A 26,040-nucleotide genomic window follows, 5' to 3' on the forward strand; every position below is an offset into this window, starting at 1 on the left:
CACAGGGCTGCGCCGATCGACGGCGGCGGATCCCTTGCGCTACCCACACCCCCGCTTCGCACCGCCCAAGCAAATCCTTCGCTTGCCTGCGCGCCGTCACCGCCTATCTCTCCCATCAACACGAATCGCATCTGAAAGCCTGATATGACCGCCACCCATTCGACCCGTATGCTCATCCTCGGTTCCGGCCCTGCTGGCCTGTCCGCCGCCATTTATGGCGCGCGTGCGGGACTGGCGCCGATCGTGGTGCAGGGGATGCAGCCGGGCGGGCAACTCACCATCACCACCGACGTCGAAAATTACCCCGGTTTCAAGGATGTGATCCAGGGGCCATGGCTGATGGAGCAGATGCAGGCGCAGGCCGAGCATGTCGGCGCGCAGATGATGTATGACCAGATTGTCGATGTGGACCTGTCGCAGCGGCCCTTTCGCCTGACCGGGGACGGCGGTGTCGTCTATGTCGCCGATACGCTGGTCATCTGCACCGGCGCGCAGGCCAAATGGCTGGGCGTAGAAGGGGAAGAGCATTTGCAGGGCAAGGGCGTCAGCGCCTGTGCCACCTGCGACGGCTTTTTCTATCGCGGCAAGAAGGTGGTGGTCATCGGCGGCGGCAATACTGCGGTCGAGGAAGCGCTGTACCTCACCAACCACAGCCATGACGTCACCCTGATCCATCGCCGCGACACGCTGCGCGCCGAAAAGATTTTGCAGGAACGGCTCCACGCCCATCCGAATATCAAGGTGCTGTGGAACAAGGCGGTCGATAAATTTGTCGGCGGCGGCACGCCTGAAGGGCTGGTCGGCGTGGACCTTGTCGACACGGTAACCGGCGAAAAGTCGCATGAGCCTACCGACGGCGGCTTCGTTGCGATCGGCCATCATCCCGCAACCGAACTCTTCACCGGCAAGCTGCCGATGGATGAGGGCTATCTGCTGGTCGAAAAGGGCACCACCCGCACCTCGATCCCCGGTGTGTTCGCGGCAGGCGACGTGACCGACAAAATCTATCGCCAGGCGGTGACCGCGGCCGGCATGGGCTGCATGGCGGCGCTGGACGTGGAGAAATTCCTGGCCGAGGCGGATTTCGAGGCGATGGTCGAGACGTGACTACTTGCCGTTCGGGCTGAGCGAAGTCGAAGCCTTCCACTGAGCGGAGCGAAGTGCCATCACTACGTTCAGGCGGACCCTTCGACTTCGCTCAGGGCGAACGGATATTACTGCGCCACCTTGCTCCGCGCAAAGGCGACCAGCGACCCGAACGTCTCGAACGTGTCGCCGTCGATGTCGTCATCCTCGATCAATATGTCGAAACGATCTTCCATCTCGGTCAGCAAGCCAGCAACCGCCATCGAATCCAGCTCCGGCAGCGCGCCGAACAAGGGCGTGTCAGCCGCAAACCCGTCGACCTGATCCTGCGAAAGGCCCAGCACGTCGCGCAACAGCGCCCGCGTCAGAAGCTCGATGTCATCGGTCCGGTCGACCGGCTGAGGAGATTGCGCCCGCATGATGGGCGTCGTCCTAGTCATTCCCGCCCTATCCGACAAGCGCGGAAATGGCTGTCCGGGCCGCAGGCAGCCAGTTGGACGCATGGCGCGGGTTGAAGGCGTCGATGCGGTGGAGCGGTACTCGCTCCTCCATCCAGTCGCTCTTGTAGGGATTGTCGCCCGTGCCATAGTCTATCGTCGCGACCCGATCGCCATCGATCGCTTGGGCAAACATCGCATGGCTCAGCAGCGTGCCGGGCGATCCCGCGTCGTGGGCGCGATCATGGGACAGTTTGTGGATGAGCGCGACGCCATTTTCCACCGTCCATAATTGGGTGGCGACCGCGCGGCCCCTGTTCCCCTCGGCCTCCCGCGCAAAGCCCAACCGCAACGTCCCGGCATCACTTTCCTGCTCGACCAGCGCGCGCAGGAAATTCAGACCGGGTTCCGCCTCCTTCCAGCTGCGCCCATGCACATCGACATAATCGCGCCACAGATCGTCGGTCAGCCGGTCGCTGATCGACAGGTCATAGCGGTTGGCCCGCGCCCGGCGCCTGACGAGCGTGCGCAGCCGACCGGGGCGGCTGGCCCAATAGGTCGCGAAATTCCGCCCGGCGACCGCCAGAATATGCCGCCCGCCCATTGGCCGCGACAGCGCAAACCATCCGGTCCGGCGCAGGCTGGCCAGCAGTTCGACGCTCGATTCGACCGGATAGAGGTCGATCTGGCTGGCGGTGCGCAACAGGTGGCGGCTCAGCGTGTCGAGCAGGTGCGCCCGCTGCACAGCATCGGGGTCGCCCGTGAACAGCGGCGACCAGTCGAAACTATACCAGTTGGCCAGCGCAGACAGACGACGGCTTTCATGTTCCAGCAGGAACAGCCAGGCCTGTGCGCCATTATCCTCTGACATGACCACCCGAACCGGGACATCGGCCAGACAATGACGATGCAGCAGATCGAACCAGTCGAACCGGCCAAACAGGCCGGGCACGGCGTCGCGATCAAGACCGCCTTGCAGCGCGTCCCGCACTTGCGCGAGGCTGTGATATTCCCTTGTCGTCGGCAACCGACTATCTCCGCATGCGTGAAGGTGAGGCTTAGGGGCAAAGTCTGGAAATGGAGTTAAGCATGCGCCAGACAGACCAGACCATGGCGATCCTGCCGATCGACCATCTGCTGCTGCGTGGCGATCGGGACCGGGCGGCGCTGGACGGGCGGTCGGGCAGCTATAATTTTGCCGAGCTGGAAGAAACGCTGGGGCGGCTTGCAGGCTGGCTGGCGGGGTTTGGACTGGAACCGGGCGCACGGGTGGCGAGCTGGATCGCAAAAGGGCCGGTGGCGGCGCTGATGCCGCTCGCCGCGCCGCGTGCGGGTTTTGTCCATGTCCCGGTCAATCCGCTGCTCAAACATGCGCAGGTGGCGCATATTCTGGCCGATAGCGGCGCGGCGCTGCTGATCGGCACGACGGCGCGACTCGCGACGCTGGCACCGGGCGATGTGCCGCAGGGGTGCCAGTTGCATCGGGAGGATGACGCCGCCTGCGCCATGAGCGGGGGGGCGGCGCTTGCACCATCGACCGCGGCCCCGGACGATCTCGCCGCCATCCTCTACACCAGCGGATCGACCGGGCGGCCCAAGGGAGTGATGCTCAGCCACGCCAATCTCTGGCTGGGCGCGGTCGCGGTGGCCGACTATCTGGGTCTGACGCCGCAGGACCGCACAGCCTGCGTCCTGCCGTTCAGCTTCGATTATGGCCAGAATCAGCTGCTCTCAACCTGGTTTGCCGGCGGCTGCGTTTATCCGCTCGACTATCTGACGGCCCGTGACGTCATGAAGCTGGTCGACCGGCGCGACATCACGACGCTGGCGGGTGTGCCGCCGCTGTGGGGGCAACTGACCGAACTGGATTGGCCGCCGGAGGTCGCGGCCAAGCTCAAACGCCTGACCAACAGTGGCGGCGCGCTGACCCGACCTTTGGTATCCCGGCTGCGCGCGCTGTTTCCCAAGGCCGATCTTTATCCCATGTACGGCCTGACCGAAGCTTTTCGCTCCACCTACCTGCCGCCCGCCCTGGTTGAGAGCCACCCCGACTCGATGGGGTCGGCGATCCCCTTTGCCGAGATATTGGTGGTCCGTCCCGATGGCAGCATCACTGACGATGACGAACCGGGCGAACTGGTCCATTGCGGCCCCCTCGTCGCCCAGGGCTATTGGCGCGACGTGGCCCGTACCGCCGAGCGCTTCAAGCCCGCGCCATCCGCGTCCCGCTATGGCGGCATGGCGGTCTGGTCCGGCGACACGGTGCGGCGCGATGCCGATGGCCTGCTCTATTTCGTCGGGCGCGACGATGCGATGATCAAGTCGGCGGGCAACCGGATCAGCCCGACCGAGATAGAGGAGGCTGCGGTGGCGGTGCCGGGCGTCGCCGAAGCGGTGGCACTGGGGGTGAAGGATGAACGGCTGGGGCAGGCGGTCAAATTGCTGATCCGCTCCGCCGACCCGGACGTTGCCCAGGCGGTCGCCACGCACATCAAGGCGGAACTGCCCAATTTCATGCAACCGCGCGAAATCCTTGTGCTGGCGGCATTTCCCCGCAATCCCAACGGCAAGATTGATCGAGTCGCGCTGGCGCGGGAGTATGGCATTTGAAACCGATGGGACCAATCCCGGCGTGGTTTGCGGGCGAAGAGGGGATGCTGCTGATCGGCGGCTATGGCGCGGCGAGTCTGGTCGACGAAGTGGGCGATACGCCGCTCTTTGCCTATGACATGGACATTGTCCGGGCGCAGATCCGCCGTTTTCGCGAAGCCATGCCACAGGCGCTTCACCTCCATTATGCGATCAAGGCGAACCCCTATGCGCCGCTGCTGACGGCGATGGCGGAGCAGGTGGACGGCTTCGACATTGCGTCGGGCGGTGAACTGGAGATGGCGCTGGCGGCGGGCATGGACCCGGCACGGATCAGCTTTGCCGGGCCGGGCAAGCGCAATGACGAACTGGAAGCGGCGATCTTTGCCGGGGTCACGCTGAACCTTGAATCCGAAGGGGAGGGGCGGCGCGCGCTCGCCATCGGCCAGCGGATAGGCAAGACCCCGCGCGTCGCCGTGCGGGTGAACCCGGACTTTGATCTCAAAGGATCAGGGATGCGGATGGGTGGCGGGGCCAAACCCTTTGGCGTCGATGCCGATCGCGCCGCCGCGCTCGCGCGCGCAATGATCGATGGCGGTGCGGACTGGCGCGGCTGGCATATCTTTGCCGGCAGCCAGAATCTCGATGCGATGGCGATCATCGAAACGCAGGCGGCGACGATCGCGCTGGCCGCCCGCCTGTCCGAAGCGGTGGGCGTCACGCCGCCGCTGGTCAATCTGGGCGGCGGCTTTGGCCTTGCCTATTTCCCCGGCGACGTGCCGCTCGACATCCGCCCCATCGGCGTCGCGCTCGACACAGCGTTCGAATCGCTGCCGGATATTCTCAAGGGCAGCGCCTTTGCGATCGAACTGGGCCGCTGGCTGGTCGGGGAGGCGGGCGTCTATCTGACCCGCGTGATCGATGTGAAGATCAGCCAGGGCGAAACCTTCGTTATCGTCGATGGCGGGCTGCATCATCAACTGGCGGCCAGCGGTAATTTCGGCACGGTGGTTCGCCGCAACTATCCGATCGCGCTCGCCAACCATTTCGGCGCGCCGCCAGCCGCCGATCCCGCGACGGTTGTTGGCTGCCTCTGCACGCCCATCGACCGGCTGGGTGACAGGATTGCGCTGCCACCAGTGCAGGAAGGCGACCTGATCGCCATTTTCCTTGCCGGTGCCTATGGCGCATCAGCCAGTCCGGCGGCATTTCTTGGTCATCCAAGTCCTCGCGAAGTTTTACTTGGCTGAGTTGTTGGTGACTTAACTCCTAACGGTATCTTTACCCTTTCCCGGCAAGAAGAGCTCGGAAGCCCTGTGCTGACCGGCCCGCCTTGCCCTCTTTGGCGGCTGGTCGCGCATGGCCGCACAAAGAGGTGAGATTATGCGTTTCGTGTCGGTTTCCAGGCTCCTGATCGGTGCATCGCTGCCCGCGCTTGTCCTGTCGGGCTGCGCTGCGGGTGGCGCCAGCGGACCGCAATTGCCGCCAGCCTCTTTCGTGTCGACCCGCGAAGGGCCGGGCGAGGAATATGTGATCGGCCCGCTCGATGATCTCACCATCTTCGTGTGGCGCAACCCCGAACTGGGGGCAAAGGTTCAGGTGCGCCCGGATGGCCGCATCACCACGCCGCTGATCACCGACATGCCGGCGGTGGGCAAGACACCCAAAATGCTGGCCGATGACATCAAGCTGGCGCTGACCCAATATATCGAAAACCCTCTGGTTTCGGTGATCGTCAACAATTTCAGCGGTACGTTCAGCCAGCAGGTGCGGATCGTGGGCGCGACGGAAAAGCCCGCCTCCATCCCCTATCGCGCCAATATGACGCTGCTCGATGCGATGATCTCTGTCGGCGGCCTGTCGGAATTTGCAGCGGGCAACCGCGCGCGGCTGGTCCGCTTCAACAAGAATACCGGCAAGCAGCAGGAATATCAGGTCCGCATCAACGACCTGCTGAAGAAGGGCGATACGAAGGCGAACGTCATGCTCGCGCCCGGCGACGTCATCATCATCCCTGAAAGCATGTTCTGATCATGGCCGGTCTCTACGAAGAATTGCTGCTGCTGCTCCACGGCGTCTGGAGCCGACGCTGGATCGCGCTCGGCGTGGCCTGGGGCGTATGCATGCTGGGCTGGCTGGGCGTCGCCCTGATCCCCAACAGCTACCAGTCGAAGGCGCGGGTCTATGTAAACACCCAGTCGCTGCTGGAGGACAAGGTGGGCATCACCCAGGTCCAGTCGCAGCAGGATCTAGACCGGGTCCGCAATACGCTGGCCAGCGCGGAAAATCTGGAAAAGGTCGTGCGTAACACCGACCTGTCGCAGAGCGTGTCCGGCCCCCGCGACATCGCGGCCAAGATCACGAAGCTGCGCGAGAATATCACGGTGATGGCGCAGGCTGACCCCAGCATGATCGACATCAGCGCGATTTCCGCGGACAGCAGCCTGTCGGACGGCGCGAATGCGCGGATTTCGCAGCAGATCGTGCAAAAGCTGATCGATATTTTCCAGGAGGAAAATCTCTCCGGCGACCGCAATGAAACCAAGCAGAGCCTTGCCTTCCTGGATCAGCAGATCGCAGCGCGGGGCAAGCAGCTGGAAGCCGCCGACCAGCGCCGCGTTGAATTTGCGCAGCGCTATGTCGGCCTCTTGCCCGGTGCTGGCTCGATCAGCCAGCGGATGGATGCCGCGCGGCAGGAAATCAACACGATCGATTCGCAACTGGTCCAGGCGCAAAGCGCGCTCAGTGCCATGAACGGCCAGTTGGCGGGCACGCCGCAAAGCCTGCCGGGCGTCGGCCCTTCGGGCGGCCCTTCGGCGCTGGGTCAGGCGCAGGCCAATCTGGCCGCAATGCGCGCGCGCGGCTGGACCGCGCAACACCCCGACGTGATCGCTGCCCAGCGTGAAGTGGACGCCCTGCGCAAGTCCGGCGGCGGCGCCAGTTCGGGCGGTGGCGGCACACCCAATCCTGCCTATCTGTCGATCAAGTCGATGCAGGCTGAACGCGCCGCCACGGTGCAGGCGCTTTCGACCCGCAAGGCGCAGCTACAGGCCGATCTCAACACGATGATGGCCAAGCAGGTCGATGAACCGGGCATCGCGTCGGAGCAGGAAAAGCTGGACCGCGACTATGAGGTTCTGAAAACCCAATATGACAAGCTGCTGGCCGATCGGGAGGAGATCCGCCTGCGTGGCGAGGTAAAGACCGAGACCGGCTCCGTCCAGTTCCGCGTCATCAACCCGCCCAGCATGCCGACCGCGCCTGCCGCGCCCAACCGGCCGCTGCTGTTGCTGGCTGTGCTGGTCCTGGGGATCGGTGCAGGCGTCGGCGTGGCTTTCGCCATGGGGCAGCTCAAGGGCACATTCCCCACCGCCGCGCGGCTGGAGCGGGCGATCGGCCTGCCGGTCGCAGGCTCCATCAGCCAGACGATCAGCGCCGCGCAGGTCGCCATCGACAAACAGCGGATGAAATGGTTCGCAGGCGCCAGCGGTGGTCTGGCCGCTGTCTGCCTGCTGCTGATCGTCGTCGAATTCGTCCAGCGCGGTATGGCGTGAAGGAGCCAGGAACCATGAACCAGCATAGCTCCATCCAGGGTGGATCGCTGATCGAGCGGGCGACGGAGATTTACGATTTCTCGGCTGCCCTGCGCGGTCGTGCCGCCCCGGCCGTCGACGTTCCGGCGGACCTGCCACCAGCGCCGGTCATGGCCGACCCTGTGTCGCCTTCACCGTCGGCCTTTCGCGCCCTGCCCTGGACCGGCCCGGTCCAGCCGATCGATCGCATCAAGCTGGAGGAGGCCGGTTTCCTGCGCCCCGACGGCGCAGTCACCGCGATGAGCGAGGAGTTCCGGCTGCTCAAGCGCGACCTGCTCGCCCAGTTACAGGGGCAGGAGCGCGGCAATCGCATCCTCATCTGTTCGGCCCATAGCGGCGATGGCAAGACATTCTGCGCCATCAATCTGGCGCTCAGCCTGGCGGCGGAGAAAGACCGCGAAATCCTGCTGGTGGATGCGGATTTCGGCAAGCCCGGCATCCCCGAAACGCTGGGTCTGGAAAGCGGCCCCGGCCTGATGGACGCGCTCGCCGATCCGATGATCGCGATAGAGGATATCATCATCCGCACGGACCTGCCGTCGCTGTCAGTGCTGCCTGCCGGGCAACGCAGCAATGCCGACACGGAATATCTTGCGTCCGCGCGCACCGAACAATTGCTGTCGCGGCTGACCGAAGGACGGCCCGAACGCATCATCATTTTCGATTCGCCGCCGTTGCTGGCGGCATCGCCCTCCGCCGTGCTGGCCAGCCATGTCGCGATCGCGCTGCTGGTCGTGCGCGCCGACAGCACATCGGAAAGCGCGCTGCGCGATGCTGCCGGGATGCTCAAGGGCGGCGCACAGGTTCAGCTTCTGCTCAACGCGGTCCGCTTCAACGGCGGCGGTCGCCGGTTCGGCAGCTATTATGCCAAGGGGAAGAGTTCGTCATGACTGTCCGTCAGTGGATCAGCGGCGCATCGCTCGCCGTGCTGGCCGCGGGGAGTGCGCCTGCGCTCGCCCAGACGACCAGCGCGGACCGGCGCGTCAATGTCACGCCCTATCTGGGCGTTGATCAGGTGGTGATGGCGCCGCTCAAGGGCGATGGCGATGTGCTGACCTACACCAATGTCACCGCAGGCGTGACGGCGCAGGTCCAGACCCGCCGGGTCGAAGCCGCCGTCGATCTGCAATATAATCACAGCTTCAGCTGGAGCAACCAGATCGGTGACCAGGATGTGCTGAGCGGCATCGCCAACGCGACCGTCAATGTCGCGCGCGGCCTGTCTATCCATACCGGCGGGCTGGCATCGCGGGTGCGGACGGATGGACTTTCGGGCGCATCGACGCTCAACGACAGCTACACCAGTCAGGTCTATGCCGGTTATATCGGTCCGGCCTACACGACGCAGATCGGTGACATCACCGTCAACGCGTCCTATCGGCTCGGCTATGCGCGGGTCGAGGACGATCTGGACTCCAACCTCTCCAACGCTCCTGTCAGCGGATCTTTCGCGGACAGCTGGACGCATAATCTGATGGGATCGGTGGGCTTTGGCCCCGGCACCTTGCTGCCTGTCGGCTTGACCGCCAGCGCAGGTTATGACCGTGAGGATGCCAGCCAGCTCGATCAGCGGTTCGAGGACAAATGGGGCCGCGTCGACGCCACGCTGCCGGTATCGCGCACCGTCGCGCTGATCGGTGGTCTTGGATATGAGCAGATCGAAATCAGCCAGCGTTCGCCGCTGCTGGATTCAACGGGTGTGCCCGTCATCCGCAACGGTCGCTATGTCACTGACAAAAGCTCGCCGCGCGCGCTGGTCTATGAATTTGACGATATTATCTGGGACGCGGGCGTGTTGTGGCGGCCCAGCCGTCGCACGTCGCTTCAGGCGCAGGTCGGTCAGCGCTATGGCGGCATGACCTATCAGGGCAGCTTTACCTGGCAGGGCGCGAACAGCAGCTTTGCCGTCATCCTGTTCGACGGTATCGACAGCTTCGGTCGTCTGATCACCGCCAATGCCGCCGCGCTGTCGGGCAGCAGCTTCGACGTGGCGCGCAACCCCTTCACCGGCGACATTACCGGTTGCGCCTTCTCCACCACCGGCGGCGGGCAATGTTTCAATGATGCGCTGTCGGGCATCACCGACGCCAATTTCCGTTATCGCGGCGTTTCGGCGCAATATTCGCTGCGCCGCGGCCAGTGGGGCTGGGGCGTGGGCGCCGGTTATTCGCAGCGCAAGTTTGTCACGCCGCAGGGACAGACTGTCCTGGTGCGCGGGTCGAAGGACGAGAACTGGTATGGCAATGCGTCGATGACCTATATGTTGGGCAATCGCGACAGCATCGATACCGTTGTTTACGTCAATTATTTCGACGCCAGCGACGCGCGCCCAGATGTTCTCAACTATGGCGGGTTCACCAGCTATTACAAGGGTTTGACCCGTCGTCTTTCGGCGTCGGCGTCGGTCGGTGTGGACGGCGTTAAGGCGGATGATCTCGACACGGTGATCAGCGCGATGGGGCAGGTCGGCCTGCGTTACAGTTTCTAACGGGTCGGTTGGAGAATTTTGATGTACGATCAATATTATGGATTGCAGAGCCGCCCGTTCCAGCTGACGCCGGACCCGCATTATTATTTTGAAAGCGCCACCCATCGCAAGGCCTTGTCCTATCTGGGCTATGGCTTGGCGCAGGGCGAAGGCTTCATCGTCATTACCGGCGACATCGGCGCGGGCAAGACGACGCTGGTCGGCCATCTGATGCAGACGATCGACCCGGCGCGGCTGACGGCGGTCAAGATCGTGTCGACCCAGGTGGGCGGCGATGACATGCTGCGCCTCGCCGCGCAGAGCTTCGGTCTGGCGACCGATGGCTTGTCCAAGGCCGTGACGCTGCAAAAGGTCGAAGCCTTCCTCCATGGCCAGGCGCGCGCCGGACGGCGCACGCTGCTGATCGTGGACGAGGCGCAGAACCTGCCGGTGTCCGCGATCGAGGAATTGCGGATGCTGTCCAATTTTCAGCTTGGCGGACAGTCGCTGCTCCAGATTTTTCTGCTGGGCCAGCCGGAATTTCGCGACCTGCTCAAATCGCACCAGCTTGAACAATTGCGCCAGCGCGTCATTGCCACCCATCATCTCGAACCGATGATGGCCAAGGAGGTCGAGCCTTACATCATCCATCGCCTGACGGTCGCGGGATGGGTGGGCAACCCGACATTCACCCCCGCCGCCTTCGACGCGCTCTACGCTGCGACAGGTGGCGTACCGCGCCGCCTGAACGCTTTGGTGAGCCGCGTGCTGCTGATGGGCGCGATCGACCAGTTGCGCGAGATTGACGCGGATGTAGTGCAGGCTGTCGTGGCCGATATGGGGCTGGACGTCGATGTCGCACCCGAACCGGTCGCGCCGTCGCCGCTCGATAGCGTTGCGGAGGTAGAGGAGGCACCCGCCGCTGAGATCGCAGATGAGGCCGACAGCGAGGCTGTCGTCGAGCAGGAAGAGGCGGAAGCTACCGCGCCTGCGCCTTTCGCGGCACCCTTTGCCGCGCCGCAGGTCGATGAGTCGCCGGTGGCAGAGGCATCCCCGGACGCTGTAATCGGCGAACCCTTCTACACGGCATTCGATGCTGTCGAGGAGCCGGTCGAAGCTTGGGACGCGCAGGAAGCGGAGGAGGAGCCAGAGATAATGGAACCAGAGATGGTGGAATCGGCGACCTTCGAACAGTCACAGCCTGAACAGATCGAGCCGCAACCCGTCGCCACGATCGACGCGGATCAGGTCGACGCCCTGCGCCACGACATGCTGGCCGAGATTGAAGCGCTGCGCGCGGAAATTTCCTCGCTGCGGGCAGTGCAGGCGCATGTGCCTTTCACGCCGGCACAGACAGTCGATCCCGAAGCGCTCAAGGATTGCTTCACCCTGATCGAGGAGCGGTTGCAATCGCTGGAATTTCGCGCCGAGGAACAGGACACGGCGCTGCGCCGGGTGCTGACCCTGCTGGTCGATTGGGTCGAGCGGGAAGAACGAATGGCGGCGCCGCGCGACAGCGCTGCTGCCTGACACATGGCTTGCCCCGTGCGGGCAGCCCGGCCAAGGTGCGCCATATGATACAGAACGCCCTGTCCGTCGATGTCGAGGACTGGTTTCAGGTCGGCGCGTTCGAGCGCACGATCCGGCGCGCCGACTGGGACGGCCTGACGCACCGTGTCGAGCGCAATACCGATGCGGTGCTGGACCTGTTCGCCCAAGCGGGTGTGACCGGCACCTTCTTCACGCTTGGCTGGGTCGCCGAACGTTATCCCGCATTGATGCGCCGCATTGCCGACGCGGGGCATGAGGTCGCCAGCCACGGCTATGATCATGCGCGGGTGTTCACCTTCACGCCCGATCAGTTCCGCGCCGACCTGCGCAAATCGCGCGCGATTTTGGAGGATGCCAGCGGGCAGGCGGTCACCGGCTATCGCGCGCCCAGCTTCTCCATCGACCCACGCACGCCATGGGCGCATACCATATTGGCGGAGGAGGGCTATCGCTACTCCTCCAGCGTCGCGCCGATCCGGCACGATCATTATGGCTGGCCCGATTCGCCGCGCTTTGCATGGAAGCCGGTGACCGGGTCCGATCTGGTCGAGCTGCCCGTGACGACCGCAAAGCTTGGCAAGCGGACTCTGGCGGCGGGGGGCGGGGGCTTTTTCCGGCTGCTGCCCTATCAATTTTCCCGCTGGGCGATCCGGCAGGTCAATGAGCAAGCCGGGCGACCCGCGATCATCTATTTCCATCCATGGGAGATCGATCCCGGCCAGCCGCGCCGCGCCGACGCGCCGCTGCGCTCACGGCTGCGCCATTATACCAACCTGTCGGTCATGGCGGCCAAGTTGCGCCGCCTGACCCGCGATTTCGCCTGGACACGGGTGGATGCGCTGGCTGACGCGCAGGCGGCGCTCGCGCCATGATGCTGGGTAATGGGGCTGACCTGGCCGTCATCCTGATGGACCTGAATGATCCGGCGCAGGCGCGCGCGGTCGATGTCTTCGTGCTCGCGCATGCCGACGGATTGCCTTTCCATCGTCCCGCCTGGCTGCACGCGACCGAGCAGGCGACCGGCAATCGCGCGCTCCTGCTGGCAGCGGTCGGGCCATCGGGCCAGATCAGGGGCATCCTGCCTCTGCATCATGTGCGCAGCCGCCTGTTCGGCGCCGCGCTCGTGTCCACGGCTTTCGCGGTCGGTGGCGGCATATTGGCGGAGGATGATCGCGCCATCGCCGTGCTGGCGGCGGCGGCGCAGGGGCTGGCGGGCGAACGCGGCGGCCTGTCGCTGGAACTGCGGGGCGGTCCCGCGCCCGGCGACAGTTGGCAAAGGCTGGATGGAGCGCATGTCGGCTTCGTGCGCCCGCTGGCCGTGGACGATGATGCGGAACTCCTCGCCGTCCCGCGCAAGCATCGCGCGGAACTGCGCAAGGCGCTCGCCAATCCGGCGCTCAGCGTAGAGATCGGTCGTGATGCGCGCCATTTGCGGGACCATTATCATATTTACGCCACGAGCGTCCGCAACCTTGGCACGCCGGTTTTCCCGCGACGCCTGTTCCGCGCCGTGCTGGACCAGTTTGGCGCGGATGCCGATATTCTGATCGTCCGGGAAGGCGACCGACCCGTTTCCGCGGTGCTGACGCTTTACCATCAGGGGCGGGTCATGCCCTATTGGGGCGGTGGGCTTGCCGATGCACGGCGGCTGCGCTCCAATGAACTCATGTATTATCGCCTTATGACCCATGGCCGAGCGCGCGGCATGACACTGTTCGACTTCGGCCGGTCGAAGGCGGGCAGCGGGCAGGCGGCGTGGAAAAAGAGTTTCGGCTTTTATCCCTTGCCCCTCGTCTATCACGCCTGGTCGGCGGATGGCGCGCAGCGCGACATCGATCCGGGCAGCGCCCGGTATCAGCGCCGCGTCGCGCTCTGGAAAAAATTGCCGCTACCGATCGCCAATTTCATCGGCCCGTTCATTTCGCGCGGACTGGGTTGAAACGGATACGAAATGTTCAGCCTCCACGCGTAGATCGGTGGCGGGGCGACAATAGGAATAACGTCGATGAATATGATGAGCGGACTGACAGTCATCGTCGAGCAGGCGCGGCTCACGGATGCAGCCTGCGTCGCCGAACTGGACGCATGGGTCTGTGCGCATCCCGATTCGACGCCCTTTCAACGCCCCGCCTGGATCATGGGCGTAGAGGCCGGGACGGGCCAGAAGGCGAAGATGCTGGTGGCGCGCCGGGCGGGCGGCGACATTGTCGGCGTGCTGCCGCTCACCTATATCCGTTCCGCCCTGTTTGGTCGTGCGCTGGTCGGCAGTGGCTTTGCGGTCGATGGCGGACTGCTGACCACGCATCGCAAGGCTGGCCCCGCGCTTGCCGACGCGGCCTGGACGCTGGCGGAACAACTGGGCTGTTCCACGCTGGAACTGCGTGGGGGCGAAGCGCCCGATGGCGCGGTGTGGCAGGAAAAGGCCGACGCCTATCTGGGCTTCTCCCGACCGCTCGCCGCCGATGACGAAGCGGAGTTGAAGGCCGTGCCCAAGCGTCATCGCGCCGAAATCCGCAAAGGGCTGGGCAACGACCTGACCTTTGAATGTGGCCGGGACAAAAGGCTGCGCGACATTCATTACCGCCTCTATGCGCACAGCGTGCATAATCTGGGCACGCCGGTATTTCCCCGTGGGCTGTTCGACGCCATGCTCGACCATATGGGGAAGGATGCCGACATCGCGATCGTATCGAAGGACGGCAAGCCGCTGTCGGCCGTCATTAGCCTCTATCATCACGGCGCCTGCATGCCCTATTGGCATGGCGCGGCGGAGGGCGCACGGGCGATGCGCTCCAACGAAGTCCTCTATTTCCTGCTGATGCGGCAATCGCGCGAACGTGGCCTGACGACATTCGATTTTGGCCGATCAAAGGTCGGCACTGGCCCGGCGGCCTGGAAAAAGACCTGGGGCTTTGCCGGTGAACCGCTCGGCTATTATTTGCGCACGGCGCCCGGCAAGGAGACGCGCGATGTCAATCCGCTCTCGCCGCAATATCGGCGCAAGGTGGAGCTTTGGAAGAAGCTGCCCGAAGCGATCGCGACCTTGATCGGCCCGCACATCGCGCGGGGGCTGGGATGACCGGCGACATATTGTTCCTGTGTCACCGTATCCCGTTCCCGCCGGATCGCGGCGACAAGATCCGTTCCTATCATTTGCTTCAGCGTCTGGCCCAGATTGCGCCGGTCCATGTCGGCTGCTTTGGCGATGACGATCGCGACATGGACTATGGGGGCGATCTGGCGCAGCTGGCCGCCAGCCAGTGCCTGTTGCGGCGCGATCGGTCGAAAGTCGTGGCCGGGCTGACCGGCCTCGCCAAAGGCCAGTCGTTGCTGGTCTCCCTGTTCGACCATCCCGGCCTGCATCAATGGGTGGCGCAGACATTGTCGCAGAGGCCGATCGCGGCGGTGGTCGCCTATTCGGCGCAGATGGCGCATTTCGTGCCCCAACTTGCCCCCCAGACCCGTTTTCTGATGGATTTTGTCGATTTCGATTCGGCCAAATATGCCGCCTATGGCGCGGAAGGCGCTGGCCCCATGGCCTGGATCAACCGGCGCGAGGGGCGGGTGCTGCTCGATTTCGAACGCGCCATAGCCGCTCGCGCCGACGCCTGCTCCTTCGTCAGCGAAGCCGAAGCCGCGCTGTTCCGCACTGCGTCCGGGCTGGGACCGGACCGTATCGTGGCACTCGAAAATGGCGTGGCGCTCGATTATTTCGATCCCGCCGCCGCCTTTCCCGCCATTGACCATGGCGCTGGCCCGCTGCTCGTCTTTACAGGGCAGATGGATTATCGCCCCAATATCGAGGCGGTGGAAAGTTTCGCGCGCCAGACCTTGCCTGCCATCCAGACCGTCCACCCGCAGGCGCGCTTCGCCATTGTCGGGCGTAACCCGACCAAAGCGGTCGAATCGCTGGCTGATCGGCCCGGCGTTATCGTCACCGGCGGCGTGCCCGATGTGCGCGGCTGGCTGGCGGCGGCCGATATTGTCGTCGCCCCGCTACGGATCGCGCGCGGTATCCAGAACAAGGTGCTGGAAGCCATGGCGATGGCCCGGCCGGTCGTGGCCTCGCCACAGGCTGCGGAGGGGATCGACGCAGCCGACGACACCGAATTTCTGATTGCCGCCAACCCGGCTGAAGAGGCCGCGAAGGTCATCGCCCTGCTTGCCGACCCCGCCCGCGCCGCCCGGATCGGTCTGGCTGGCCGCGCCCGGATGGAGGCGCGCTACCGCTGGTCGGCAACACTTGCCGGATTGCCCGATCTGCTGTTCGGCCACGACGCGGGGTCGCAGGCGGCATGAGCGTTCGGGCGCTTTCGCTTGGCCGGGTGCCGCTGATCGACCGGACCGGATGGCGCGGCCATCTGACCGCGCTGGGCATCGTTGCCTCTGCCATATTGGCGCTGTTCCATGCCGATCTCTGGTCGATGGTCACCATCTGGTGGACGGCCTCCACCTTTGGCCATTGCCTCTTCATCCCTTTGCTCGTCGCCTGGCTGGTGCAGCAACGTCTGCCCGGCCTGCGCCAACTGGAGCCGGTGGCATGGCCGCCGGGGCTGGTCTGGCTGGCGCTGGGAGCGCTGGCCTGGCTGGTTGGCGCGGCGGCTGGCGTGGCGATGGTTCGCCATGGCGCGCTCGTCATGATGTTGCAGGGCGTGACGATCGCGCTGCTCGGCCCGGCGGTCGCGCGCGCGCTCATCTTCCCGCTCTTCTATGCCTTCTTCATGGTCCCCTTTGGTGAGGAGATCGTTCCGCCGCTTCAGCTGGTGACGGCCCGCCTTGCTATGTTCTTCCTCGACCTGTCGGGGGTGCCTGCCCATATGGAGGGCATCTTCATCACGACGCCGACAGGCTATTTCGAGGTGGCCGAGGCCTGTTCCGGGGCAAAATTTCTGATCGCGATGACGGCCTATGGCGTGCTGGTGTGCAATGTCTGCTTCCGCACATGGCCGCGCCGCATCATCTTCATGACCGGCGCGCTGGGCCTGTCGGTGCTGGCCAATGGCGTGCGCGCCTTCGCCACCATCCTCGTCGCCCATCTGACTAGCGTGGACGCGGCGGTCGGTTTCGACCATGTTGTCTATGGCTGGATATTCTTCGCGATCATCATGATTGTCGTGATGGCCACCGCCTGGCCCTTTTTCGATCGAAAGCCGGGCGATCCATGGTTTGATCCGGCGCAGTTGCAGGGGGCGGTGCGGCATCGGACGTCGGCTGGCACCGTGGCCGGCATCGCCCTGGTGCTGATTATCGCTGCGCCGCTCTGGCTCGCCGCAACCGCCGCCACCGCCGATCCGCTGCCTTCGCGAATCGATCTGCCGCTGGTCGATGGCTGGACCCGCACCGCTTCTGACCAAAGCTATCCCTGGACACCCCGTTTCGACGGTGCGGATCATCGCGTCACTGGCCATTATCGCAATGACAAGGGGCAGGTCGTCGACCTGACCATCATTGCCTATGCCCGGCAGGATGAAGGCCGCGAACTGGTCGGCTTTGGTCAGGGCGCGGCGGACCCGGACAGCCAATGGGTCTGGTCCTCGCCCGCCCGCGCACCCGCCAATGCGCGCGGCGAACAGATCACGGCGCCCGGCCCTGTGGTCCGTCATGTCGTAAGCTTCTATGTCGTGGGGGCAGGAAACCCCACGGGCAGCCGCCCTGCGGTCAAGATCGAAACGATGAAAGCGCGCCTGTTGGGACAGGATCAGCGCGCCGTCGCCATCCTCATTTCCGCGCAAGAGGGCGAAGGCCAGTCCGCCGACGCTGCCATCAATGCTTTCCTGGACGATATGGGTGACGTGAAGCTTTTGGCTGACCGCGCGATGGGCTTGCGCTAGGGCGGTCACCATGTGCGGCATAGCAGGTATCTTTCATCTCGAAACGGCCAAGCCGGTCGATCCCGCGCGCGTGCGCGCCATGCTCGACGCGATGCCGCATCGCGGGCCGGACGGCAGCGGCATCTGGACCGCGCCCGGCGTGGGCCTTGGCCATCTGCGCCTGTCGATCATCGACCTGGAGGCCGGTGCGCAACCCATGCTGACCGAGGATAAAAGCCTGGCGGTCATATTCAACGGCGAAATCTATAATTTCGGCGAAGTCCGCGCGGAACTGGAGGCCAAGGGCCACATCTTCCGCACCCATAGCGACACCGAAGTCATCCTCCACGGCTATCGCCAATGGGGCGAGGATTGCGTCCACCGCTTCAACGGCATGTTCGCCTTCGCCCTGTTCGATGCGCGGGCGCAATCGCTCTGGCTGGTACGCGACCGGCTGGGAGTCAAACCGCTCCATTATGCCCTGCTGTCCGACGGCAGCCTGATCTTCGGATCGGAACTGAAAAGCCTGCTCGCCCATCCGTTGCTGCGCCGCGCGCCGGATCTGAGCGCGGTCGAGGATTATATGGCCTATGGCTATGTCCCCGACGACGCCTGCATGGTCGCTGGCGTGCGCAAGCTGGGCGCAGGCGAAACGCTGCGGCTGGTGCGCGGTCGCCCTTTGCCCCAGCCCCAACGCTATTGGGACGTCAGCTTCGCCGATCGGACCAAGGCGAAACCGCAGGAACTGGAGGAAGAACTGGTCGCCCTGATGCGGCAGGCCGTCCGGTCCCGCATGGTCGCGGACGTGCCGCTGGGCGCCTTCCTGTCGGGCGGGGTGGACAGTAGCAGCGTGGTCGCGCTGATGGCGGAAGCTTCGTCCCAGGCGGTCAAGACCTGCACCATCGGCTTCGATGTCGCCTCGCTCGACGAAACCGCCTTTGCCGATCGCATCGCCCGCCGCTTTGCGACCGACCATCGCACCCGTATCGTGTCGCCAGACGACTACGGCCTGATCGACCGGCTTGCCTTCCATTTTGACGAACCCTTTGCCGACGCCTCCGCCTTGCCGACCTTTCGCGTGTGCGAACTGGCGCGGGAACAGGTCACAGTGGCGCTGTCGGGCGATGGCGCGGATGAAGCATTTGCAGGCTATCGCCGCCATCGCTTCCAGATGCAGGGGGAGCGGATACGCGGCCTCATCCCGGCTTCCGTCCGTCAGCCCCTGTTCGGCGCGCTCGGCAAATATTATCCCAAGGCGGACTGGGCGCCGCGCGCGCTGCGGGCCAAATCGACCTTCCTTGAACTGGCGGGGGAGGGCGGGGCTGCCTATGCCGCGTCGGTCGGAGTCACGCCGCATGCGCTGCGCCACCGGCTCTACGATCAGGACATGAAAAGCCGTTTGGGCGCCTATCGCGCCGAAGATCGCTACATCAAGGCAATGGCCGATGCCCCTGCTCGCGATCCGCTCGACCGCGCCCAATATGCCGACATCCGCATCTGGCTGCCCGGCGACATCCTCACCAAGACCGACCGGATGAGCATGGCCGTCAGCCTGGAGGCACGCGAACCATTGCTCGACCATCGCCTCGTCGAATTTGCCGCGCGCCTGCCGGTCAATCAGCGGATCAGGGGCAATAGCGGCAAATATCTGCTGAAAAAGGCGATGGAACCCTATTTGCCGCAGGACATACTCTATCGCCAGAAAATGGGCTTCGTCACCCCCATCAGCGCCTGGTTCCGTGGCGCGCTTGCGGGCGAGGCGACGGCGATCGCAGGCGGATCGTCGCTGGCGCGCACGGGATGGTTCGATCCCAAGGCTTTGGCCAAAATCGCGGCGGACCATAAATCCGGCATGGCCGATCATGGGCGGCTGCTCTGGCAATTGCTGATGCTCGACAAGTCGCTGGAACGGCTGTTCGGGATTTAACCCGAATAGTGCATGTCTTACGAACGGATGGGGTGCTGACTCTCCCCCTTGCAACCGATCGCGCCCGGTGCCAACGGGGCACATGGCGATAAGCAGGGCGCATCAGTGACAGTCTCCAAGGAAATGGTCCGGCTGCGGCTCTATGCCCTGAGCCTGGCTGGCGACATGGCAGGGCTGGTGTGTGCGTTTCTCGCGGCCAACTGGTTCGTGCTGGGCGCGCTTTGGGGGGAACCGGGCAAGCCGCACGGCCTCGTCATGTTCGCGATGATCGCGCCGCTCTATGCGCTGCTTGGCGTGCAGGGCGGCGGCTATGGCATCCACAGCCTGGAAAATGTCCGGCGCGGCATTTCGCGCGCGCTGCTGGCGCTGGCGCAGGCGGCCTTGCTGATGCTGCTGATCGTCTATCTGGGCAAGATCGCCGAACAGCTTTCGCGCCTGACCTTCATTGTCGGGCTGGGATTGGGCGCAATAGCGGTCGTGCTGGTGCGGCTTCTGGTTGTGCGGCTTGCCAAGCGCTTGCTGGGCGAAGTGCCGCACCTGACCGCCGTCATCATGGACGGCGTCGCTGTGGAAACCGGCCCCCACATGCTGATCATCGAAGCGGCCGCCGCCGATCTGCGCCCCGAACGGCATGACGCCGACATGGCGGCGCGGCTGGCGCAAGCGGTCGGCATGGCCGAACGGGTCATCGTCGCCTGTCCGCTCGACCGGATGGATGGATGGTCAGCGGCGCTCAAATCCCTGTCGGCGCGGGGCGAAATCATCGTGCCCGAACTGCTCCGCTTCGCGCCTGCGCGGGTCGATGAATTTGACGGCCAGCCGACCATCATCGTCGCGGGCGGCCCGCTCCAGTTCCGCGACCGCCTGATCAAGCGCCTGTTTGACGTCATCGTCGCGGGCGCGGCGGCGATCATCCTGTCGCCAATTCTCGTCGTCGCTGCGCTGGCGGTGAAGCTGACCAGCCCCGGCCCCGTCATCTTCCGCCAGCCGCGCATCGGCAAGGACGGGCGGTCCTTCCAGATCTACAAATTTCGCTCGATGCGCGCCGAGGCGAGCGACAGCAGGGCGGAGACTTTGACCGCGCGCGACGACAATCGGGTTACCCGCGTCGGTGCCTTCCTGCGCAAGTCCAGCATCGATGAACTTCCCCAGCTTTTCAATGTATTGAACGGCGACATGAGCATTGTCGGCCCGCGTCCTCATGCCGCAGCGGCGAAGGCAGGCGACACGCTCTATTGGGAAGTCGATGCCCGCTACTGGGCGCGTCATTGCATCAAGCCGGGTATGACCGGCCTGGCGCAGGTGCGCGGCCATCGCGGATCGACCGATCATCATCAGGATCTGATCGACCGGCTGCAATCGGACCTTGAATATGTCACCGCCTGGTCGGTCTGGCGCGACCTGCGGATCATCGTCGCGACGCTGGGCGTGCTCTTCCATCACAAGGCCTATTGAGCATGACCGACCTCTGGCTTGGCGCGCTCCTTCTCGTCTCGCTGGTCGCTGTGCTGTGGCCGTTCCTCTTCTATCCGCTCGTGTTGCGCGCATTGCCGACACAGCCCGAACGGCCCGTCGCGGGACCGACGCCCAGCGCCTCGCTGCTGTTCTGCGCCTATAACGAGGCGGATGCGATGCCCGAAAAGCTCGCCAATCTGGCCATGCTCAAACGCCAGCACCCCAGCCTGGAACTGCTGGCCTTCGATGACGGATCGTCCGACGGCACGGGCGATCTGATCGCGGCGCAGGGCGATCTCGTCACGCTGATCCGTGGCCCCGGTCGCAGCGGCAAGGCCCATGGCATGAAGCAGCTCGCGGCGCGTGCGCGCGGCGACATATTGATCTTCACCGACGCCAATGTGCTGCTCGATTCCGAAGCGATCGACAATCTGCTCGCCCGCTATGCTGACCCGGACATTGGCGGCGTGCTGGGGTCGCTCCATTATGTCGGACAGGGCGAAAGTGCGACCGCTTCGGTCGGATCGCTCTACTGGCGGATCGAGGAGCGGTTGAAGGACGAGGAATCGCGCACCGGCAATGTGCTGGGGGCGGACGGCTCGATCTTCTCGATCCGCCGCAGCCTCTATCCCGATTTCCCCGACAGCGTGCTCGACGACCTCACCGTCTCCATGGCGGTGGTGTTCGCGGGAAAACGGTTGGTGAAGGCAAAGGATGTGATCGCGCGCGAACGGCTGGTCACGGCTCGCAAGGACGAATATCGGCGCAAGGTACGCATCGCTGCCCGCGCCTGGCACACGCACAGCCATCTTGGCCCGCAATTGCGCCGCATGGCCGCGATCGACCGCTTCAAATATGCCTCTCGCAAGATTGTCCGCTGGTTCGGCGGGCTGTTCATCCTGACCGGCGCGATCGCGGCGGGCGCATTGGCGCTGCGCATATCGCCGATGCTCTATCTGATCGGCGCGCTGGTCGTCGCCTTGGTCATCTGGCGCGGCATCCGTGCCCGAAGCGGCCCCTTCGCCGCACTGGTCGACGTGCTGATCGCCTATGCCGCGACCCTGCAAGGCGTGGCCAAGGCGATGACCGGACGCACCGTCACCATCTGGAATCCGGCCAAGTCGCGCTGACCCTCTCGTCAAAGCCGTGCGATCTTGTATAGCGCCAATGCTGTTCCCCATCGGAGAATGACGTGATTACTGTTCAGCGGGTGGCCAAGGCTGTCGGCAAGCATCTGACCCGAACCGCGCTGAAACTGCGCAAGGCGCTGGGCGCGCGGGCTAACCGCGGCTGTCCGGCCTGTGGCGCGACGGTCGTCGGTTTCTTTCGCTATGGCGACAATGGCGAATGGGGGTGCCCGGAATGCGGCGCATCGCCGCGCGAGCGGCTGATGAACTGGCTGATGGCCCAGGGGACGCTGACGGTGCCGACCGACGGCGCGATCCTGCATATGGCGCCCAATGAAGCCAGCCTTGTCCGCCGCTTTGCCGCCGCTGCCGACTATATCCCCGCCGATCTCGACCCGTCGCGCTACACCGTGCCGAACATGCACCGCGTCGACCTGATGGAACTTGCCGATACCGATCGCTACGACCTGTTCTACGCCAGCCATGTGATGGAGCATGTGCCTGACGACATGGCCGTGCTGCGTAACATTTTGCGCGCGCTGAAACCCGGTGGCGAAGCCTGGCTGATCGTGCCTTTATGGGAAAAGCCGACCGAGGATGGCAGCTTCGCCATGCCCCCGCGCGAGCGGGAGCGCCGCTTTGGCCAGTGGGACCATGTCCGCCAATATGGGCCGGATTTTGCCGATCGCATCCGCGCGGCGGGTTTCGATCTGGAGGAAATCGACGCCGCCAGCATCGACGTCGCGACCCGCCATTTCTATGCGCTGGACGACCGGCTGTTTCGCGCCCGCAAACCCGGCGGGGCCGCCGCGCGGTGAGCAGCCTCGCGCGGATGGAGGCGTCCGCCCGTATCCTTGCGCTGGTGAAGCTTGCCAATGTCGGCCTGATCCTCATCTGGGGTTTCGCCGTCACCTTCGTGTTCGTGCGCGCCCTGCCGCTGGCCGAATTCCAGTCCTTCCTGCTGCTCGTCGCCTTCGGCAATTTCACCATTTCGGCCGAATTCGGGTTGACCAGCATCATCTACGCCCGGCTGCGACGCCACTGGCTGGGCGGCAGTGAAGGCGACATAGGCGCGTTCCGCCTGGAGGAAATGGGGGTGCTGTTCCTGTTCCTTGGCCTGATCGTCGCGGGCGGTACGATCATCCTGCTCGTCGCGCTGGCGGCGGGATGGATCGGCACGGCCATGCCCTTGCTGTTCATCCTCTTTTTCCTGTCCGCCTGCCTCAACCTGCCGGGCCTGCTGGCCAAGCGGGCGTTGGCGGCGGTGGACGGCAATTTCCTGTGGGAAGCGCTCGATTGCGGGCGGCGGGTCGTCACCATCGCGCTGCTGCTGTCGATCCTGGCCGGGCTGGACCCGCGCCTGTCGCTTGCCTTGCAACTCCTGGTCAGCCTCCTCGTCATCGGCTGGGCGATCGCCCATGTCCACCATCGCCTTGGCATGCGGCCGCGCCACTGGATCGCCTTCCGCGTGGGCGGTGGCCATGTCCGCACCCATTATCTGCGCGACATAGGGGCGTCGGCGGCTTTCACCGTTTCCGACATCATCGCCTATAACGCCCCCTATTTCACGATTGCGCTGGCGACCAGCGACGCCCGGCCGATGCTGCTGTTCGATTTCTTCTTCAAGATGTCGAGGTCACTGTCGATGTTGGTCCGCGCGCTGGTGGAAGCCGCGCTCCCCCGCATCACCCGGGCCTATCATGCGGGCGACGCGGTACGGCTGCGCCAGTTGCTTGGCCGGGCGCTGGGGGCTGCGATGGTCTTCGCCCTGGCGCTGTCCGCCCTGCTCTTGGGCGCTGGCGACCGGCTGTTCGCCATATTGTTCGACGGTCGCGCCAGCATCGATCGCGCCGATCTCATCCTTATCGTCGTCGCGCTCCTCGCTCTCGCGCTGCTGTGCGTGTCGGTCTATGTGCAGGCGGCGCTGGGCCGCTTTTCGCATCTGCTCGCCCGTTCGCTTCCCTTCCTCGCCGGGTCGCTGCTCAGCGTCCCGCTCGCCCGCCTGCTCTGGCCGGAACGTTTCGATCTTGCCTTCCTTGGTCTCTATGCGCTGACGCTGCTGCTGGCCGCGGCCCTGCATGCAGTCTCGCTGCGCCGGTTGGTGCGGCGATGAAGGTCGCGATGCTTGATCCCTCGCTCTTTACCGGGCGCTATGACGACAGCCTCTGCGCGGCGCTGGCCGGGGCGGGGGCGGACGTGACCCTGCTTGCCCGCCCGATGCGCGCGACCGACGCGATCGACCCGCAGGGCTATCGCTATGTCCCGCATTTCTTCCGCCATAGTGAGGCGCTGCGCAAGCGGATCGGCGAAGGCCGCCCCTTCCGCGTCGCCAAGGCGATGGAATATGGGCTGTCCTGCGCGCTCGGCGACATGGGGCCGCTTGCGCGCGCCGATGTCGTCCATGTCCAGTGGCTGCCGCTGGCGCCTGCCGACCGATTGATGCTGCGCCGGTTGAAGGGCCGCACCGCGCTGGTCCACACCGTTCACAATGCCGACGCCTATCATGCCGATGCCGGGGTGCAGGGCAGGGGCTATCGGGCGTTGCTCGATCAGTTCGACGCGCTGGTCGTCCATGGCGACACCACGCGCGCCGCGCTGGTGGGGCAGGGGATCGATCCCGCGCATATCCATGTGACGCCGCACCCGCCGATGCAATTGATGACGGCCACTGCCGCAGACCTTGCCTCCGTTCTCGATCCAGCCGTGCCGCGCATCCTCTTCTTCGGGACGATCCGTCCCTATAAGGGCGTCGATCTGCTGATCGATGCCTGCCTTCAGCAATGGCAGGCGGGCCACGCCTTTGAACTGGTGCTGGCGGGCAAACCCTTCATGGATGTCGCGCCCTTGCTCCAGAAGGTCCGCGCCGCTGGCTTTGCCGATCGTCTGCTGACCGATTTCGGCTTCCTGACCGAAGGCCGTCTCGACGCGCATATGGTCAAGTCCGATGTCATCGCCTTCCCCTATCGCCATATCGATTCCAGCGGCGCGTTCCTGTCCGCGCTGCACCATGGCAAGGCGATGGTGACGTCGGACGCAGGCATGTTCGGCCAATTGCCCGAAGGCGTAGCGACCCGCTTTCCGGCGGGAAATGCATCGGCGCTCGCCCAAGCCCTCTTGCCGCTGGTACAAAGCGCCGCCATCAGGCAAAAACAGGGCGGCCAGGCGCGCGCCTATGGGACGATAATGGGGGATTGGAAGGACATGGCGGTGGCGACGATCGGCATCTACAACGCAGTGCTGGCCGCGCGCGCATGAACCGCTATGTTCGTGAGGCCGCCGATCGCCTGCTTGCGCTGCGCCTGGCGCTGGCCGGTCGCGTGCATCAATATCCCGAAATTCAGGCGTTGAAGCGCTTTCTGTCGGGGTTCAAGGTCGACTGCCTGTTCGACGTCGGCGCCAATCGCGGCCAATATGCGACGATGGCACGCAAGGATGCGGGCTATCGCGGCCTGATCCTTTCCTTCGAGCCGAACCCGGCCGTGTTCGCCGAACTGCAAATGCGCGCGGCTTCGGACCGCCGCTGGCATGTGTTCAACATGGCGCTGTCGGATTTTGACGGCACCGCCGATTTCAACATCATGGCCGCCGATCAATTTTCCTCGCTCAAGGCGCCGTCCAGCGCACAGGACGATATTTTCGCGCGCCGTAACAAGGTGACGCAGACACTCGCCACACCTTGTCGCCGCCTAGATACGCTGTTGCCTGAATTGATCGCGCAGCATGGTTTTTCCCGACCGTTCCTGAAAATGGATACGCAGGGACATGACCTGTCGGTTTGCGAAGGAGCGGGCGCGGCACTGGCGCAGATGACGGGCGTGCAGACCGAACTGGGGGTGCGACCCATTTACGAAGGCGGCACCGGCTATCGCGCGATGATCGAGTGGCTGGACGCGCGCGCCTTCATCCCTTCGGCCTTCTTCGCCAATAATAAGGGGCATTTCCCGCTACTCGTCGAAATGGACGGCATTTTCGTCAACCGGGCGCTGGTTCAGGATTGA

General features: G+C 64.7%; 22 protein-coding genes. 20 read left to right on the top strand and 2 right to left on the bottom strand.

The genetic code is table 11. From position 1 onward, the window contains the following. The first annotated feature begins 144 nt into the window (after window positions 1–144). Window positions 145–1,107, top strand: a complete 963-nt coding sequence (gene trxB, locus CJD35_RS11675) for a thioredoxin-disulfide reductase (RefSeq protein ID WP_017181328.1) — start codon at window positions 145–147, stop codon at window positions 1,105–1,107. Between the two features lie 107 nt (window positions 1,108–1,214). On the opposite strand, the gene CJD35_RS11680 is transcribed toward trxB, so the two are convergent. Both CJD35_RS11680 and CJD35_RS11685 read right to left on the bottom strand, forming a co-directional pair. After that, entirely contained in the window at window positions 1,215–1,505 is a 291-nt protein-coding gene (locus CJD35_RS11680; RefSeq protein WP_017181327.1) for a phosphopantetheine-binding protein, read from the bottom strand. Window positions 1,506–1,533: 28 nt separating this feature from the next. Continuing rightward, complete coding sequence (locus CJD35_RS11685) at window positions 1,534–2,550, bottom strand: GNAT family N-acetyltransferase (protein ID WP_026002080.1); 1,017 nt, start codon at window positions 2,548–2,550, stop codon at window positions 1,534–1,536. 62 nt (window positions 2,551–2,612) lie between these two features. Between CJD35_RS11685 and CJD35_RS11690 the strand changes: the two genes are divergently transcribed. The 19 genes from CJD35_RS11690 to CJD35_RS11780 all read left to right on the top strand — a co-directional run bounded on the left by CJD35_RS11690 (window position 2,613) and on the right by CJD35_RS11780 (window position 26,040). After that, window positions 2,613–4,133, top strand: coding sequence for an acyl-CoA ligase (AMP-forming), exosortase A system-associated (locus CJD35_RS11690; protein ID WP_017181325.1), 1,521 nt, complete (start codon window positions 2,613–2,615; stop codon window positions 4,131–4,133). Then, entirely contained in the window at window positions 4,130–5,362 is a 1,233-nt protein-coding gene (locus CJD35_RS11695; RefSeq protein WP_026002079.1) for a pyridoxal-dependent decarboxylase, exosortase A system-associated, read from the top strand. Before CJD35_RS11690 ends, CJD35_RS11695 begins: the two co-directional genes overlap by 4 nt. 133 nt (window positions 5,363–5,495) lie before the next feature. Then, entirely contained in the window at window positions 5,496–6,143 is a 648-nt protein-coding gene (locus CJD35_RS11700; RefSeq protein ID WP_017181323.1) for an XrtA/PEP-CTERM system exopolysaccharide export protein, read from the top strand. A 2-nt stretch (window positions 6,144–6,145) separates the two neighbouring features. After that, the gene (locus tag CJD35_RS11705) at window positions 6,146–7,666 is read left to right on the top strand and encodes an XrtA system polysaccharide chain length determinant (protein ID WP_017181322.1); all 1,521 of its coding nucleotides are present in this window, start codon (window positions 6,146–6,148) and stop codon (window positions 7,664–7,666) included. Window positions 7,667–7,680: 14 nt separating this feature from the next. Continuing rightward, on the top strand, window positions 7,681–8,595 hold the full coding sequence (locus CJD35_RS11710) for an AAA family ATPase (RefSeq protein WP_095687080.1): 915 nt from the start codon (window positions 7,681–7,683) through the stop codon (window positions 8,593–8,595). Continuing rightward, complete coding sequence (locus CJD35_RS11715) at window positions 8,592–10,193, top strand: hypothetical protein (protein ID WP_086485472.1); 1,602 nt, start codon at window positions 8,592–8,594, stop codon at window positions 10,191–10,193. The genes CJD35_RS11710 and CJD35_RS11715 overlap by 4 nt, the downstream gene beginning before the upstream one ends. A gap of 21 nt (window positions 10,194–10,214) precedes the next feature. Next, entirely contained in the window at window positions 10,215–11,702 is a 1,488-nt protein-coding gene (locus CJD35_RS11720; protein ID WP_017181319.1) for an XrtA/PEP-CTERM system-associated ATPase, read from the top strand. Between the two features lie 44 nt (window positions 11,703–11,746). Next, a complete protein-coding gene (locus CJD35_RS11725; protein WP_017181318.1) occupies window positions 11,747–12,595 on the top strand; it encodes an XrtA system polysaccharide deacetylase in 849 nt (282 codons plus the stop codon). Then, the gene (locus tag CJD35_RS11730; RefSeq protein ID WP_017181317.1) at window positions 12,592–13,662 is read left to right on the top strand and encodes a FemAB family XrtA/PEP-CTERM system-associated protein; all 1,071 of its coding nucleotides are present in this window, start codon (window positions 12,592–12,594) and stop codon (window positions 13,660–13,662) included. Before CJD35_RS11725 ends, CJD35_RS11730 begins: the two co-directional genes overlap by 4 nt. Before the next feature lie 66 nt (window positions 13,663–13,728). After that, complete coding sequence (locus CJD35_RS11735; protein ID WP_086485473.1) at window positions 13,729–14,802, top strand: FemAB family XrtA/PEP-CTERM system-associated protein; 1,074 nt, start codon at window positions 13,729–13,731, stop codon at window positions 14,800–14,802. Further along, window positions 14,799–16,022: a TIGR03087 family PEP-CTERM/XrtA system glycosyltransferase gene (locus CJD35_RS11740; RefSeq protein WP_017181315.1), complete on the top strand. Its 1,224-nt coding sequence runs from the start codon at window positions 14,799–14,801 to the stop codon at window positions 16,020–16,022. Before CJD35_RS11735 ends, CJD35_RS11740 begins: the two co-directional genes overlap by 4 nt. Next, window positions 16,019–17,554 (top strand): exosortase A, encoded by a 1,536-nt coding sequence (gene xrtA / locus CJD35_RS11745; RefSeq protein WP_017181314.1) that lies wholly within the window; start codon window positions 16,019–16,021, stop codon window positions 17,552–17,554. Before CJD35_RS11740 ends, xrtA begins: the two co-directional genes overlap by 4 nt. A gap of 10 nt (window positions 17,555–17,564) precedes the next feature. Then, the gene (locus CJD35_RS11750) at window positions 17,565–19,460 is read left to right on the top strand and encodes an XrtA/PEP-CTERM system amidotransferase (RefSeq protein WP_017182552.1); all 1,896 of its coding nucleotides are present in this window, start codon (window positions 17,565–17,567) and stop codon (window positions 19,458–19,460) included. Window positions 19,461–19,583: 123 nt separating this feature from the next. Then, on the top strand, window positions 19,584–20,915 hold the full coding sequence (locus CJD35_RS11755) for a sugar transferase (protein ID WP_174703657.1): 1,332 nt from the start codon (window positions 19,584–19,586) through the stop codon (window positions 20,913–20,915). A 2-nt stretch (window positions 20,916–20,917) separates the two neighbouring features. Then, entirely contained in the window at window positions 20,918–22,045 is a 1,128-nt protein-coding gene (locus tag CJD35_RS11760; protein WP_017182550.1) for a glycosyltransferase family 2 protein, read from the top strand. A gap of 62 nt (window positions 22,046–22,107) precedes the next feature. Continuing rightward, on the top strand, window positions 22,108–22,860 hold the full coding sequence (locus tag CJD35_RS11765) for a class I SAM-dependent methyltransferase (RefSeq protein WP_026002287.1): 753 nt from the start codon (window positions 22,108–22,110) through the stop codon (window positions 22,858–22,860). 14 nt (window positions 22,861–22,874) lie between these two features. Then, entirely contained in the window at window positions 22,875–24,155 is a 1,281-nt protein-coding gene (locus tag CJD35_RS11770; protein WP_037514363.1) for a hypothetical protein, read from the top strand. Beyond that, a complete protein-coding gene (locus CJD35_RS11775) occupies window positions 24,152–25,297 on the top strand; it encodes a glycosyltransferase family 4 protein (protein WP_017182547.1) in 1,146 nt (381 codons plus the stop codon). The genes CJD35_RS11770 and CJD35_RS11775 overlap by 4 nt, the downstream gene beginning before the upstream one ends. Beyond that, complete coding sequence (locus CJD35_RS11780) at window positions 25,294–26,040, top strand: FkbM family methyltransferase (RefSeq protein WP_017182546.1); 747 nt, start codon at window positions 25,294–25,296, stop codon at window positions 26,038–26,040. The genes CJD35_RS11775 and CJD35_RS11780 overlap by 4 nt, the downstream gene beginning before the upstream one ends.

Source organism: Sphingobium xenophagum (assembly GCF_002288285.1).
Classification (GTDB): Bacteria; Pseudomonadota; Alphaproteobacteria; order Sphingomonadales; family Sphingomonadaceae; genus Sphingobium; species Sphingobium xenophagum.